The sequence below is a fragment of the Streptomyces sp. NPDC047028 genome, assembly GCF_040644095.1.
Taxonomy (GTDB): Bacteria; Actinomycetota; Actinomycetes; order Streptomycetales; family Streptomycetaceae; genus Streptomyces.
The window spans coordinates 38,541-52,115 of sequence record NZ_JBEYVS010000046.1; the positions used below are offsets into that span (position 1 = coordinate 38,541).

General features: G+C 73.2%; 12 protein-coding genes. 6 read left to right on the forward strand and 6 right to left on the reverse strand.

Features of this window, described 5'->3' with window-relative positions; genetic code table 11:
• Together recX and recA are read right to left on the reverse strand one after the other, a co-directional pair.
• Window positions 1–786, reverse strand: a complete 786-nt coding sequence (gene recX, locus ABZ854_RS30955) for a recombination regulator RecX (protein WP_361217403.1) — start codon at window positions 784–786, stop codon at window positions 1–3.
• Between the two features lie 2 nt (window positions 787–788).
• The gene (gene recA / locus ABZ854_RS30960; protein ID WP_361217406.1) at window positions 789–1,913 is read right to left on the reverse strand and encodes a recombinase RecA; all 1,125 of its coding nucleotides are present in this window, start codon (window positions 1,911–1,913) and stop codon (window positions 789–791) included.
• Between the two features lie 184 nt (window positions 1,914–2,097).
• Here recA and ABZ854_RS30965 point away from each other — a divergent pair, with 184 nt between their 5' ends.
• A complete protein-coding gene (locus ABZ854_RS30965) occupies window positions 2,098–2,238 on the forward strand; it encodes a hypothetical protein (protein ID WP_361217409.1) in 141 nt (46 codons plus the stop codon).
• A 122-nt stretch (window positions 2,239–2,360) separates the two neighbouring features.
• On the forward strand, window positions 2,361–3,104 hold the full coding sequence (locus ABZ854_RS30970) for a hypothetical protein (protein ID WP_361217412.1): 744 nt from the start codon (window positions 2,361–2,363) through the stop codon (window positions 3,102–3,104).
• A 22-nt stretch (window positions 3,105–3,126) separates the two neighbouring features.
• Here the strand turns inward: ABZ854_RS30970 and ABZ854_RS30975 are convergent, their stop codons facing one another.
• Window positions 3,127–4,371 carry an AI-2E family transporter gene (locus ABZ854_RS30975; RefSeq protein WP_361217416.1) on the reverse strand — a complete coding sequence of 415 codons (1,245 nt, stop codon included), beginning with the start codon at window positions 4,369–4,371 and terminating at the stop codon, window positions 3,127–3,129.
• A gap of 49 nt (window positions 4,372–4,420) precedes the next feature.
• Window positions 4,421–4,615, reverse strand: coding sequence for a DUF3046 domain-containing protein (locus ABZ854_RS30980; protein WP_129306204.1), 195 nt, complete (start codon window positions 4,613–4,615; stop codon window positions 4,421–4,423).
• 80 nt (window positions 4,616–4,695) lie between these two features.
• Between ABZ854_RS30980 and ABZ854_RS30985 the strand changes: the two genes are divergently transcribed.
• The 4 genes from ABZ854_RS30985 to ABZ854_RS31000 all read left to right on the forward strand — a co-directional run bounded on the left by ABZ854_RS30985 (window position 4,696) and on the right by ABZ854_RS31000 (window position 12,591).
• Entirely contained in the window at window positions 4,696–5,640 is a 945-nt protein-coding gene (locus tag ABZ854_RS30985; RefSeq protein WP_361217419.1) for a hypothetical protein, read from the forward strand.
• 207 nt (window positions 5,641–5,847) lie between these two features.
• Window positions 5,848–10,863 carry an ATP-dependent helicase gene (locus ABZ854_RS30990; RefSeq protein WP_361217422.1) on the forward strand — a complete coding sequence of 1,672 codons (5,016 nt, stop codon included), beginning with the start codon at window positions 5,848–5,850 and terminating at the stop codon, window positions 10,861–10,863.
• A gap of 85 nt (window positions 10,864–10,948) precedes the next feature.
• Window positions 10,949–11,794, forward strand: a complete 846-nt coding sequence (locus ABZ854_RS30995; protein WP_361217425.1) for a DNA-formamidopyrimidine glycosylase family protein — start codon at window positions 10,949–10,951, stop codon at window positions 11,792–11,794.
• 32 nt (window positions 11,795–11,826) lie between these two features.
• Window positions 11,827–12,591, forward strand: coding sequence for an SDR family NAD(P)-dependent oxidoreductase (locus tag ABZ854_RS31000; protein ID WP_361217428.1), 765 nt, complete (start codon window positions 11,827–11,829; stop codon window positions 12,589–12,591).
• Here the strand turns inward: ABZ854_RS31000 and ABZ854_RS31005 are convergent.
• Window positions 12,539–12,817, reverse strand: a complete 279-nt coding sequence (locus ABZ854_RS31005) for a hypothetical protein (RefSeq protein ID WP_361217431.1) — start codon at window positions 12,815–12,817, stop codon at window positions 12,539–12,541. The two genes, ABZ854_RS31000 and ABZ854_RS31005, sit on opposite strands and share 53 nt — an antisense overlap.
• A 92-nt stretch (window positions 12,818–12,909) precedes the next feature.
• Window positions 12,910–13,380: a DNA starvation/stationary phase protection protein gene (locus ABZ854_RS31010; protein ID WP_361217433.1), complete on the reverse strand. Its 471-nt coding sequence runs from the start codon at window positions 13,378–13,380 to the stop codon at window positions 12,910–12,912.
• Between the last annotated feature and the right edge of the window lie 195 nt (window positions 13,381–13,575).

Consider the following 13,575-nt stretch of genomic DNA (forward strand, 5'->3'; position numbering starts at 1 on the left):
TCAGACGCCCTCGCCCTCCAGGAACTCCGTGTCCTCACCCTCCTCTTCCAGGGCCCGGCGGACCACGCGGAGGGCCATGCCCTCGGGGTAGCCCTTGCGGGCCAGCATGCCGGCGAGGCGGCGGATCCGCTTGTCGCGGTCGAGGCCGCGGGTGGCGCGTAGCTTACGGGCGACCAGGTCGCGGGCGGTCTCCTCCTCCTGCTCGGAGTCGAGCTGTCCGACGGCCTCGTCGATCAGTGCCGAGTCGACGCCCTTGGTGCGCAGTTCCCGGGCGAGGGCGCGCCGGGCCAGGCCCCGGCCGTGGTGCCGGGACTCCACCCAGGCGTCCGCGAAGGCGCTGTCGTTGATCAGCCCGACCTCCTCGAACCGGGACAGCACCTCCTCGGCCACGTCCTCGGGGATCTCCCGCTTGCTCAGGGCGTCCGCGAGCTGCTTGCGGGTGCGAGGGGTCCCGGTGAGCAGGCGCAGGCAGATGGCCCGCGCCCGCTCAGCCGGGTCCCCCGAAGACTCCCCCCGCTCGGCCCTCGACGAGGAGGGGGCGCCTTCGTCCTCTGTGGCCGGCTCTCCGAAGCCGCGCCGCCGGCGGCCGCGCCTGCGGCCGCCCGGGTACTCGCCGTTCCTGTGCCCGTGTCCGGACTCGCTGTTCCCGTACTCGCCCTCGTCGGCCTTGGCGGGACCCGCGAAGCCCGCCGTGTCACCGCCCCCGGTGTCCCTCACCCGTGGCCCCCGTGGTGGGATGCCCGGGGCGGCGTGCTCGTCCTCGGCCCAGCCGGTTCGTCGCGTCACGGTCAGCTCTTGGCTGCGGCGGCCTTGGGCTTGCCGGCCTTGGTGGCCGCGGGGGCGGGCGTCGCCTTGGCGTCGTCGGCCGGGGTGGTGACCGCGGCGTCCGCGCCGGGCTCGGCGGCGGGCTCCTCCGGACGGACGCCCACGCCCAGCTTCTCCTTGATCTTCTTCTCGATCTCGTTGGCCAGGTCGGGGTTGTCCTTGAGGAAGTTGCGCGCGTTCTCCTTGCCCTGGCCGAGCTGGTCGCCCTCGTACGTGTACCAGGCGCCGGCCTTGCGGACGAACCCGTGCTCCACGCCCATGTCGATCAGACCGCCCTCGCGGCTGATGCCCTGGCCGTAGAGGATGTCGAACTCGGCCTGCTTGAAGGGCGGGGCGACCTTGTTCTTGACGACCTTGCAGCGGGTGCGGTTGCCGACCGCCTCCGTGCCGTCCTTCAGGGTCTCGATGCGGCGGATGTCGATGCGCACCGAGGCGTAGAACTTCAGCGCGCGGCCACCGGTCGTGGTCTCCGGGGAGCCGAACATCACGCCGATCTTCTCGCGGAGCTGGTTGATGAAGATCGCGGTGGTCTTGGACTGGTTGAGCGCGCTGGTGATCTTCCGCAGGGCCTGGCTCATCAGACGGGCCTGCAGACCGACGTGGCTGTCACCCATCTCGCCCTCGATCTCCGCGCGCGGGACGAGCGCCGCGACGGAGTCGATCACGATGAGGTCGAGGGCGCCGGAGCGGACCAGCATGTCCACGATCTCCAGGGCCTGCTCGCCGTTGTCCGGCTGGGAGAGGATCAGGTTGTCGATGTCGACGCCGAGCTTCTTCGCGTACTCGGGGTCGAGGGCGTGCTCCGCGTCCACGAAGGCGACCTGGCCGCCGGCCTTCTGCGCGTTCGCCACCGCGTGCAGGGTCAGCGTCGTCTTACCGGACGACTCCGGGCCGTACACCTCCACCACACGGCCACGCGGCAGGCCGCCGACACCGAGAGCGACGTCGAGCGCGGTGGACCCGGTGGGGATGACCTCGATGGGCTCGTTCGGCCGCTCGCCCATGCGCATGACCGCGCCCTTGCCGAATTGTCGTTCAATCTGTGCGAGTGCGGCGTCGAGCGCCTTCTCGCGGTCGGTTCCTGCCATGGGTTCCACCCGATTTGCTTGAGTCGATCGCTTCACGTCAAAGACGCTAACGCCTGCCACTGACAATGCGCCCCGACGTCGGTCCGGCCTGTGGACAACCGGGGTACTTATCGCCACGAACCATGTCGAAATGCCCTGCCACGGGCCTGGCCTGAGCTTCCATGAGAATGGATGTTCGATTTTTGTGTCAAGCGCGCCACGGGGTCCTGCGACCCAGCGCACCACACTGATCACGGGCGCCACCCAGGGCATGGGCCGGGCTCTCGCCCTCGACCTGGCCCCGCGCGGCGGCACCCTCCTCCTGCTCGACCGGACCGGCGGCTGATCCACGCGCGGGGGAGCACGATCGGGTGCCGCCGGTACGCGTTCCCGCTACTTCCGGCGGGGTACGGCAGGTGCCTCCGGGCGTACGACGACCGCCCGGCACCTTCTCGGAAGCCTGGGCCCATGAAGATTCCGCGCCCCGCCGAACGGTTCTGCTACGCGACCGGCCTGCTCCTCGTCCTGTCCGGGCTCACGCACCTCGTGGTGTACGCCGTCGACGGCGGCCCCTGGGACGGTCCGGTGTCCTGGCGCAAGCCCGTCACGTTCGGGCTCTCCTTCGGGGCGACGCTGATCGCGCTCACCTGGGTCACGTCCTACCTGCGCGTCGGCCCGCGGCTGCGCACCGTCCTGCTCGCCGTCTTCGCCGCCGACTGCGTGGTGGAGGTGGGCGGCATCACCCTGCAGGCATGGCGCCGGGTGCCCTCGCACCTGAACATGCAGGCCCCGTTCGACACGGCGGTGTCCATGACGCTCGCGGTGGGCGGCGGTGTCCTGGTGGCGCTGCTCACCACCTTCGCCGTCGTGTCGTTCCGGCACCGGCCGACGGGCCCCGCGGGGATGGCTCTCGCCGTGCGCTCCGGGTTCGCGATCCTCCTCGTGGCACTGGCCTCGGGCGCCGCGATGATCGCCCGCGGGGTCGCGCTCACCCGGACCGGTCACCAGGTAGCCGCCTACCACTCGACCGCTCCGCTGAAGCCGCTGCACGCGGTGAGCCTTCACGCCGTCCTGGTCCTGCCCCTGCTGGCATGGCTGCTGACCCGCACCTCGTGGAGCGAGCGGGCGCGCCGGCGGATCGTGGCCGCGGCGGCGGGGTGCTACGCGGTCGCCGTGGCCGGGGCCGGCGTGTGGGCGGGCGTCGCCCACTGAGGGACGGCGCGTCCGGAGGGGGTCAGGAGGACTCCTCCGGGGCCGGCCTCTGTCGCCACAGCCGGCGCACGCGGGTGAGCGGCCCGGAGCCGCCCGAGCCGGACCGCGGGTGCCCGTGCACGCGCGGGTCGTCCGTGACGTCGTACCGCTTCACGTAGGCACCGAGGAACGCCTGGAGCGTGGCGACCGCGGGAATGGCGATCAGGGTGCCGACCGCGCCGAGCAGCGCGGTGCCCACGATGACCGAGCCGAAGGCGACCGCCGGGTGGATGTCGACCGTCTTCGAGGTCAGCTTGGGCTGCAGCATGTAGTTCTCGAACTGCTGGTAGATCACTACGAAGACCAGCACCCACACCGCGTACCAGGGGTTGACGGTGAACGCGATCAACATGGGCAGCGCGCCCGCGAGGTAGGTGCCGATGGTCGGGATGAACTGGGAGACCAGGCCCACCCAGACCCCGAGCACGGGCGCGTACGGCACGCCCAGGGCCTCCAGGAGGACGTAGTGCGCCGCACCGGAGATGAGCGCCATAAGACCGCGGGAGTACAGGTAGCCGCCCGTCTTGTCGACCGCGATCTCCCAGGCCCGCAGTACCTCGGCCTGCCGCGCGGGCGGCAGGACGGAGCAGAGGGCGCGGCGCAGCCGGGGCCCGTCCGCGGCGAAGTAGAACGAGAACAGCCCGACCGTCAGCAGCTGGAACAGACCGCCGAGCACCTGGGCGGACACGTCCAGGACTCCGGCCGCGCTGTTCTGCGCGTACTTGCGCAGCCAGTCGGAGTGGAGCAGCCCCTCCTGGACGTCCACCCGTCTGAGGTCCGTGTGGAACGTGTGGTTGACCCAGTTGATCAGCGAGTCAAGGTAGTCCGGGAAGCCCTCGATCATCTTGATGATCTGGCCCGCAAGCATGGACCCGAGCAAGGTGATGAACCCCGCGACGGCGACGGTGAGGCCGAGGAAGACCAGGAAGGTGGCGAACCCCCGGCGCATGCCCCTGGCGGACATCCGGCTCACCGCGGGCTCGATGGCGAGGGCCAGGAAGAACGCGATCAAAATGTTGATCAACAGACCGGTCAGCTGGTGGAAGGCCCAGCTGCCGAGCTGGAACGCGGCGACCAGCGCGAGCGCGAGCACCATGGCGCGCGGCAGCCAGCGCGGCATGCGCGTCCCCCAACCGGCGGCGCCGGTGGCCGGGAACCGGGCGGGCGTCGAGGGCTCCGGGGATGCCGCGTGCCGGTCGACCGGCTCGGTGTCGTCAGTGGGTGCCACGGGCCCAGTGTCACCCACGTGGCGGACGGCCCGTCGACCGCCTCCTGGTTCAGCGCCTCTCCCCCGGCACGTCCATCACCGAGCAGACCACGCGCCACACGTCCTTGGCCTCCCAGCCCGCGTCCAGCGCCTCGTTCACCGTGCGCCCGCCCAGCTCGGACATGACGTGGTCGCGCGCGAAGTTCTCGGCGTACCCCGAACCGAAGTGTTCGTCCATCCGCTGCCAGAAGACCGTCAACCGCATGACCCCAGTATCCCGCCCCTGAGGGTGGGGCCCGCCCGGGACCGTTTGCCGAGACCGCTTTCCGCCCTACGGTCTCATCCATGGCTGACACAGGAGCTTCCCCCCTGCCCTCCACGCCCCCGGCGCGTTCCCCGCTCTTCCGCGCCGAACAGTTCGTCTGGCTCACCGCACGCGTGCTGGAGCAGCGCCTCTTCGCGTACCACTTCCTGAACGGCGCCCCCGAACCTGTGGAGGCCGCGCTGGACGCCTACCGCGAAGAGGACGACGGATACGGTCACGCGCTGGAGCCCGATCTGCGCGGTCCGGTGAGCCAGCCCCTGCACGTCGCCCGCGCGCTGCGCGTCCTGGACGCCATCGGGCGCTGCGGCGGGCAGCGGGTGGACCGGGTGTGCCGTTACCTGACCGCCGTCTCCACGGCGGACGGCGCGCTCCCGGCGGTCCTCGCCGGCCAGCGCGGCTACCCCGCGGCCCCGTTCGTCCCGGTCGTGGACGACCCGCCGGGCGAGCTGCTCGCCACCGGCCCGGTGGTGGGTCTGCTGCACCGCAACGAGGTGTGGCACGCCTGGCTGTTCCGGGCCACCGACTTCTGCTGGCAGGCCGTGGAGTCGCTGGAGAAGTCCCATCCCTACGAGGTGGAGGCCGCCGTCGCCTTCCTGGACTCGGCTCCGGACCGCCCGCGCGCGGAGGCCGCCGCCGACCGCCTCGGCCGTCTGGTCCGCGAGCAGCGGCTGGCCGCGCTCGATCCTGACCGGCTCGACGCGTACCCGGTCGCGCCCGGCTACGCCCCCGGCGAGCACCACTTCCCGCACGACTTCGCGCCCGGCCCGGACTCGCTCGCGCGGGCGTGGTTCACGGACGAGGAGATGACCCGTTCGCTGGACCACCTCGCCGCCGAGCAGCAGGAGGACGGCGGCTGGCCGATCCGCTGGCGCCAGTGGGCACCGGTCGTCGCGCTGGAGTCGCGTCCCGCGGTGACCATCGAGGCGCTGCGCACCCTCAGGGCGTACGGCCGCTTCGTCGGCTGAGCCGCGTCGGCAGCGGAGCCGCGCCGGCAGCGGAGCCGCGCCGACCGGCCCGGCGGCGCTCGTCTCCCCGCCGGAGCCCCGACGCTGAAGCCGACCCCAGCCCCGGCCCCAGCCCTGGCCCCAAGCCCCAGCCCCGGCGGCTCCGGCCCCGGCGCCCCGTTTGCGCAGGTCAGGCCGATTGTCAGTGGCCGGGTGCAGGATGGACGCATGGTCAGCTCCGCACACCGAGCCCTCGAAGGCTTCTCGCCCGCGACCCGCGGCTGGTTCACGGGGGCGTTCTCCGCGCCCACCGCGGCCCAGGCGGGCGCGTGGCGGGCCATCGGCGAGGGCTCGGACGTGCTCGTGGTCGCCCCGACCGGCTCCGGCAAGACCCTGGCCGCCTTCCTCGCCGCCCTGGACCAGCTGGCGTCCGCCCCGCCGCCGGCCGACCCCAGGAAGCGCTGCCGGGTGCTGTACGTGTCGCCGCTGAAGGCCCTCGCGGTCGACGTCGAGCGGAATCTGCGCAGCCCGCTGACCGGCATCCGCCACGAGTCCGTGCGCCTGGGCCTGCCCGAGCCCGAGGTCAGGGTGGGCATCCGCTCGGGCGACACGCCGGCCGCCGAGCGCCGCGCGCTGTCCACCCGCCCGCCGGACATCCTGATCACCACCCCCGAGTCGCTGTTCCTGATGCTGACGTCGGCCACGCGCGACGCGCTGACGGGGGTGGAGACGGTGATCCTGGACGAGGTGCACGCGGTGGCGGGCACCAAGCGCGGCGCGCACCTCGCGCTGTCCCTGGAGCGGCTGGACGAGTTGCTGCCGCGACCCGCCCGCAGGATCGGCCTGTCGGCGACCGTGCGCCCGGTGGACGAGGTGGCCCGGTACCTCTCGCCGCGCCGCAAGGTGGAGATCGTCCAGCCCGAGTCCGGCAAGGAGTTCGACCTGTCCGTGGTCGTCCCGGTCGAGGACATGGGCGAGCTGGGCGGCTCGCCGGCGGCCGACGCGAACGAGGGGGCGGAGCGGCCGTCGATCTGGCCGCACGTGGAGGAGCGCATCGCCGACCTGGTGCAGGCGCACCGGTCCACCATCGTGTTCGCCAACTCGCGGCGCCTGGCGGAGCGGCTGTGCAACCGGCTCAACGAGATCGCGTACGAGCGGGCGACCGGCGAGCCGCTGGACGAACACCACTCGCCGGCCGAACTGATGGGCGGTTCCGGCGCGGCCCAGGGGGCACCCGCGGTGATCGCCCGCGCGCACCACGGCTCGGTCTCCAAGGAGCAGCGCGCCCTGGTGGAGGAGGACCTGAAGGCGGGCCGGCTGCCCGCCGTGGTCGCCACGTCCAGCCTGGAGCTGGGCATCGACATGGGCGCGGTCGACCTCGTCGTCCAGGTCGAGTCTCCGCCCTCGGTGGCCTCCGGACTGCAGCGGGTGGGCCGCGCGGGACACCAGGTGGGTGCCGTCTCCACCGGTGTGGTCTTCCCCAAGTACCGGGGTGACCTGGTCCAGGCGGCGGTGGTCACCGAGCGGATGCGCTCGGGCTCCATCGAGTCCCTCAGGGTGCCCGCGAATCCGCTGGACGTGCTCGCCCAGCAACTGGTCGCCATGACCGCGCTGGACACCTGGCAGTTCGACGACCTGCTCGCGGTCGTCCGCCGTGCCGCCCCCTTCGCCTCGCTGCCCGAGTCGGCTTTCACGGCCACCCTGGACATGCTGGCCGGCCGCTATCCCTCGGACGCGTTCGCGGAGCTGCGCCCGCGCGTGGTGTGGGACCGCGTGGCCGGCACGGTCACCGGCCGCCCGGGCGCCCAGCGGCTCGCCGTCACCTCCGGCGGCACGATCCCCGACCGCGGGCTGTTCGGGGTGTTCCTCGCCGGTTCCGACCCCAAGAAGGGCGGCGGCCGGGTCGGCGAGCTGGACGAGGAGATGGTGTACGAGTCCCGGGTGGGGGACGTCTTCACGCTGGGGACGAGTTCCTGGCGCATCGAGGACATCACGCGCGATCGCGTCCTGGTCTCGCCCGCTCCGGGGGTCCCGGGCAGGCTGCCGTTCTGGAAGGGCGACCAGCTGGGCCGGCCGCTGGAGCTGGGCCGCGCGGTCGGCGCGTTCCTGCGTGAGGTCGGCTCCCTGGCCAAGGACGACGCCCGGCTGCGGCTGCTCGCGGCGGGCCTGGACGCCTGGGCCGTGGACAACGTTCTGTCCTACCTGGACGAGCAGCGCGAGGCCTGCGGCCACATCCCGGACGACCGCACGATCGTCGTCGAGCGCTTCCGTGACGAGCTGGGCGACTGGCGGGTCGTCGTCCACTCCCCCTTCGGCGCGCAGGTCCACGCGCCCTGGGCGCTCGCCCTCGGCGCTCGTCTCTCCGAGCGGTACGGCATGGACGCGCAGGTCATGCACGCCGACGACGGCATCGTGCTGCGCCTGCCGGACGCTGATCTGATGGGCCTGGACCTGCTCGACCAGGAACCCGTGAAGGCGGGCGCCGAGTACGACAGCGAGCAGGCGCCGGTCGGCGCGGCGGACGTCGCCTTCGACAAGGGCGAGGTCGACCAGGTGGTCACGGACCAGGTCGGCGGCTCCGCCCTGTTCGCCTCCCGCTTCCGCGAGTGCGCGGCCCGCGCGCTGCTGTTGCCGCGCCGCAACCCGGGCAAGCGCACCCCGCTGTGGCAGCAGCGCCAGCGGGCGGCGCAACTGCTGCAGGTGGCGAGCGAGTTCGGGTCGTTCCCGATCGTGCTGGAGGCGGTCCGCGAGTGCCTCCAGGACGTCTTCGACGTCCCCGGGCTCGTCGAGCTGATGGGTGACATCGAGTCCCGCAAGGTCCGGCTCGTGGAGGTCACCACCCCCGAGCCCTCCCCGTTCGCGCGCTCCCTGCTGTTCGGATACGTGGCCCAGTTCCTGTACGAGGGGGACTCCCCGCTTGCCGAGCGCCGCGCCGCCGCCCTGTCCCTGGACTCGCGGCTGCTGGCCGAGCTGCTGGGCCAGGCGGAGCTGCGCGAGCTGCTGGACGCGGAGGTGCTGACCGAACTGGAGCGGGAGATCCAGTGGCTGACCGAGGACCGCCGGGTCAAGGACATGGAAGGCGTCGCGGACGTGCTGCGGGTGCTCGGCCCCCTGACGGACGCCGAACTGGCCGAGCGGGGCGCCGAACCCGCGTGGGCGCGCGAGCTGGCCGCCGCCCGCCGCGCCATCCGGGTCCGGATCGCCGGCGCGGACCACTGGGCGGCGGTCGAGGACGCGGGCCGGCTGCGTGACGCTCTCGGCACGGCGCTGCCGGTCGGTGTCCCCGAGGCGTTCACGGAACCGGTCAAGGACCCCTTGGGCGACCTCCTCGCGCGCTACGCCCGCACCCACGGGCCGTTCACCTCGGCCACCGCGGCGGCCCGGTTCGGTCTGGGCGTGGCGGTCACCGAGGGCGCCCTGCAGCGGCTCGCGGCGGGCGGCCGTGTCGTCCAGGGTGAGTTCCATCCTGCGGGCATCGGTCAGGAGTGGTGCGACGCGGCCGTGCTGCGCCGGTTGCGGCGCCGTTCGCTGGCCGCGCTGCGGCACGAGCTGGAGCCGGTGCCGCCGGCGGCGCTGGCGCAGTTCCTGCCGCAGTGGCAGCACATCGGCACGGGACACGGGCTGCGGGGCATCGACGGGCTGGTGCGCGCCATCGAACAGGTACAGGGGGCGTCCGTCCCCGCCTCGGCGCTGGAGAAGCTGGTGCTCCCCTCTCGCGTGGCCGGCTACACGCCGTCCATGCTCGACGAACTCACCGCCGCCGGGGAGGTGGTGTGGGCCGGGGCGGGCGCCCTGCCCGGCAAGGACGGCTGGGTCTCGCTGTATCTGGCGGACGCGGCGCCCCTACTCCTTCCGCCACCGCATCCGCTGGAGCTGACCGCGCTGCACCAGTCCGTCCTGGACGCCCTGTCCGGCGGCTACGGACTGTTCTTCCGCCAGATCGCCGACCAGATCCGCGCGACGACCCACCCCGACGTCACCGATCCCCAACTGGCGGACGCCGTCTGGGACCTGGCCTGGTCGGGCCGGCTGACCAATGACACACTCGCGCCGATGCGCTCCGTGCTGGGCTCGGGTCGTACGGCCGGATCGACGGCCCACCGCGCCAAGCGCGCGGTCCCGCGCGGGCGCTACGGCTCGCTGACGGCCGCCGCCCGTACCGCCTCCCGGACCGGACCGCCGACCGTGGCCGGCCGCTGGTCCCTGCTGCCCGCGTCCGAACCGGACGCCACCGTGCGGGCGCACGCGCTGGCCTGCACCCTCCTCGACCGGCACGGCGTGGTCACCCGGGGAGCCGTCGCGGCGGAGGGCGTCGAGGGTGGTTTTTCCGCGGTGTACCGGGTCCTGTCCGCGTTCGAGGAGAGCGGCCAGGCGCGGCGCGGCTATGTGGTGGAAGGGCTGGGCGCCGCCCAGTTCGCGATGGACGGCGCGGTCGACCGCCTGCGCGCGGTGTCCAACGCCCGCGACCGGAACGAGGGCCTGTCCGCCCCCGGCCGTACGGACGGCGCCTCGCCCGCCTTCGGCTCCGCCGCGTTTCCGGGCGCCGGCACCGACCCGCTCGGCCCCCTGCCCTTCCCGGACGGCGGCCACACGGCTTTCGGCGGAGCGGACCGGTCGGGCCCCGGGTACGGGCACCCAGGTATGGAAGGCGATTTCACCTGGCCGCCGGACGGTCACACCATCGTCCCCGGCGACCACGTCTCTCCCCGCGACCTCGCCCCGGCGGATCCCTTCGCGTCGCCCGGCTACGGCGGCCCCAGAGGCGGCGGCTTCGGGCAGGGACCGGGTCCGGGCCGAGGCCCGGACCGGAACTTCGGCAACCGGCGTACCGGTACTCGAACCCCCGGCGGAGACCCGCGCGCCGTCGTCCTGGCCGCGGCCGACCCCGCGAACGCTTACGGCGCGGCACTGCCCTGGCCGGAGTCACCGACCGGGGCCGGGCACAAGGCGGGCCGCAAGGCGGGCTCGCTCGTCGTGCTGGTGGAGGGCGAGCTGACGCTGTACATGGAGCGCGGCGGCAAGACGCTGCTGGCCTGGCCGTGCGCGCCGGACACCGCCGCCACCGACGACCCCCGGCTCCGTACGGCTGCGGAGGCGCTCGCCGGGGCCGCCCGCGCGGGCTCTCTCGGCACGGTCACGGTGGAACGGATCAACGGGGCCTCCGCCCTGACCTCCCCCCTGGGCGCCCTCCTGGAAGGAGCGGGCTTCATCGCGATCCCGCGCGGCCTGCGCCTCAGAGCTTGACCAAAAGCCGCACCTGCCCCGGACCGCGCAACCCGCATGCCGGGCCCCGGCCCCGCCTCCCGCACCCCCATGGCACGCTTGAACCATGCCCGAAGGTGACACGGTCTGGCAGGCAGCCCGGCGGCTGCACAGCGCCCTCGCCGGCGAAGTGCTCACCCGCAGCGACTTCCGGGTGCCGAAGTACGCCACGGTCGACCTCACCGGGCGGAAGGTCCTGGACGCCGTGGCGCGCGGCAAGCATCTGCTGACCCGGTTCGAGGGCGGCCTCACCCTGCACACCCACCTCCGCATGGAGGGTGCCTGGAAGGTCTACGGCGAGGGTGAGCGCTGGCGCGGCGGCCCGGGGCACCAGATCCGGGCGATCCTCGCCGCGGCCGGCCGCACCGCGGTGGGCTACCGCCTCCCCGTCCTGGAGTTCCTGCGCACCGCCGAGGAGGAGCGGGCCGTCGGTCACCTCGGCCCCGACCTGCTGGGCCCCGACTGGGACGCCGGACGCGCCCTGTCCAACCTGCTCGCCGAGCCCTCCCGCCCCCTCGGCGAGGCACTGCTCGACCAGCGCAATCTCGCGGGTATCGGCAACGTCTACAAGAGCGAACTGTGCTTCCTGCTCGGCGTGACCCCCTGGCTGCCCGTAGGCGCGCTGCCCGAGGATTACGCCGCCCGATTGCCCGCGCTCGCCAAGAAGCTGCTGGAGGCCAACCGCGACCGCCCGGTCCGGCAGACCACGGGCGTCCGCCACCACGACCTGTTCGTCTACGGCCGCGCGCCCCGCCCCTGTCTGCGCTGCGGCACGCCCGTCCGCGTGGCCGACCAGGGTGACGGCTCCCAGGAACGCCCCACCTACTGGTGCCCGTCCTGCCAGCAGGGCCCCGCCCCCGCACCGGGATCACCGCAGAAGTGGCGGGACCGCTATCCCCGCCGAGACAATTGACGGGTCGTCAGAAGTCCTCGTACCGTCGGGGAATGGCCCTCACGGCGTACGACCTCACCGGGCGCACCGCGTTCGTCACCGGCGCAGCCGGCGGCATCGGACGGGCCTCGGCCGTCCTGCTCGCCGAGGCGGGCGCCACGGTGCACTGTGCCGACCGGGACGTGGACGGCTTGCGGGGCACGGGCAAGCTGATCGAGGAGCGCGGCGGCACGGCCCGTACGCACGTCCTGGACGTCACCGACCGGGCGCGGCTCGGCCAGGCCGTCCGTTCCTGCCGCCGGCTGGACGTGATGGCGGCGATCGCCGGAATCATGCACAGCAGCCCCGTGCTGGAGACGCTGGACGAGGATCTCGACCGGGTGATGAGCGTCAACTTCAAGGGCGTGCTCCACGCGTGCCAGGAGGCGGCGCGGCTGATGCTCGCCCACGGGACCCGGGGCAGCATCGTGACCATGGCGTCCGGCGCGGTCGACACCGGCGGGCCGGGCCTGCTCTGCTACGGCGCGGCGAAGGCGGCCGTGGTCCAGCTGACGAAGACGCTGGCCACCGAGGTCGGCCGGCACGGCATCCGGGTCAACGCGGTCGCGCCGGGCTGGATCCGCACGCCCATGACCGACCGTCATGACGGCGAGGCGCAGGCGCACACCGAGTCGGTGATGGCGCGGATGTCACCGCTGGGCCGGGTGGGCGAGCCGGAGGACGTCGCGCACTCGGTGCTGTATCTGGCGTCCGACGCCTCGGCGTTCACGACGGGTCAGATCCTGCGTCCCAATGGCGGAGTGGCGATGCCCTGGTAGCGTCCCTCACCCGCCAGGCGTCGGACCATCGTCCCGCCCGCACGGCCCCCTCCGCCTGTCCCTTGGGCACACAGCGCACCGGCAGCAGGCTGATCCCCCAGCCACCGGCCAGGACGGCCCCTTCGAGCACGCCCGCGCCTTCCCCGAGGGCGATCCGCACCGCGGCCCACCACCACACGGCCCCGCACCCGAGAGCGGCCGCCCACCGCAGTGCCCGCCGCATCATGTGCCCGCCTCCTCCGCCCGGACCCTAGAACGCCGCCTCACCGGCGTGACAGGCGCACCAAGGGGCTCACCGATGCACCGCGGAACAGACCGCTAGGCGTTCTCCGCCTGGAACATCCAGTGGTGCTTCTCCAGGTCCGCCGTGATGCCGATGAAGATGTCCTGCGTGACCGGGTCGGGTTCGCCGGTGGACTCCACCCGCTCGCGCATACGGGTGATCACCGCGCCCAGGGCGTCCACCATCGCGCCGACCCCGTCCCCGTCCTTGATCCAGCCCGCCGGAGTGTCTCCGATGCCGCTGCCGGAGGAGATCGTGGCGGCGCGTCCGTCCGGCGACACGCCCAGCGCCGACGCCCGCTCGGCCACGGTGTCGGCGTGGGTGCGGGCGGTGGTCACGACCTCGTCGAGCTGCAGGTGGACGGACCGGAAGCGGGGCCCCACGACGTTCCAGTGGATCTGCTTCGCGACCAGGGAGAGGTCCAGCAGATCCACGAGGGCGCCCTGCAGCGCCTCGCCCACGGTCTTCAGGGCGTCGTCAGGCAACGGACTCTTCACGACGTACATGCGCTCGCTCCGGTGGTAGGCCCCCGCGTCCCTCCACCATGACCGCACCGGCCCGCACCGGCAAACGGACGCACGAGGGCCCAGCCGCACGGCTGCGGACACGGCGAGGCCCCGGCCGGGGCCGCTCCGGAGTTCCGGCGTCGATGTCGCCGAGCCTGGCCTGGACGTCGTCCCGTGCCTTCTTCTGCTTGCCGG

What these genes read in the sequence shown, in the direction of transcription:
- ABZ854_RS30970 (WP_361217412.1), top strand. Translation starts at nt 2,361, where the DNA reads ATGAAGATTCCGCGCCCCGCCGAACGGTTCTGCTACGCGACCGGCCTG.
- ABZ854_RS31005 (WP_361217431.1), bottom strand. Translation starts at nt 12,817, where the DNA reads ATGATGCGGCGGGCACTGCGGTGGGCGGCCGCTCTCGGGTGCGGGGCC.
- ABZ854_RS30995 (WP_361217425.1), top strand. Translation starts at nt 10,949, where the DNA reads ATGCCCGAAGGTGACACGGTCTGGCAGGCAGCCCGGCGGCTGCACAGC.
- ABZ854_RS30980 (WP_129306204.1), bottom strand. Translation starts at nt 4,615, where the DNA reads ATGCGGTTGACGGTCTTCTGGCAGCGGATGGACGAACACTTCGGTTCG.
- recA (WP_361217406.1), bottom strand. Translation starts at nt 1,913, where the DNA reads ATGGCAGGAACCGACCGCGAGAAGGCGCTCGACGCCGCACTCGCACAG.
- ABZ854_RS31000 (WP_361217428.1), top strand. Translation starts at nt 11,827, where the DNA reads ATGGCCCTCACGGCGTACGACCTCACCGGGCGCACCGCGTTCGTCACC.
- ABZ854_RS30985 (WP_361217419.1), top strand. Translation starts at nt 4,696, where the DNA reads ATGGCTGACACAGGAGCTTCCCCCCTGCCCTCCACGCCCCCGGCGCGT.
- ABZ854_RS30990 (WP_361217422.1), top strand. Translation starts at nt 5,848, where the DNA reads ATGGTCAGCTCCGCACACCGAGCCCTCGAAGGCTTCTCGCCCGCGACC.
- ABZ854_RS31010 (WP_361217433.1), bottom strand. Translation starts at nt 13,380, where the DNA reads ATGTACGTCGTGAAGAGTCCGTTGCCTGACGACGCCCTGAAGACCGTG.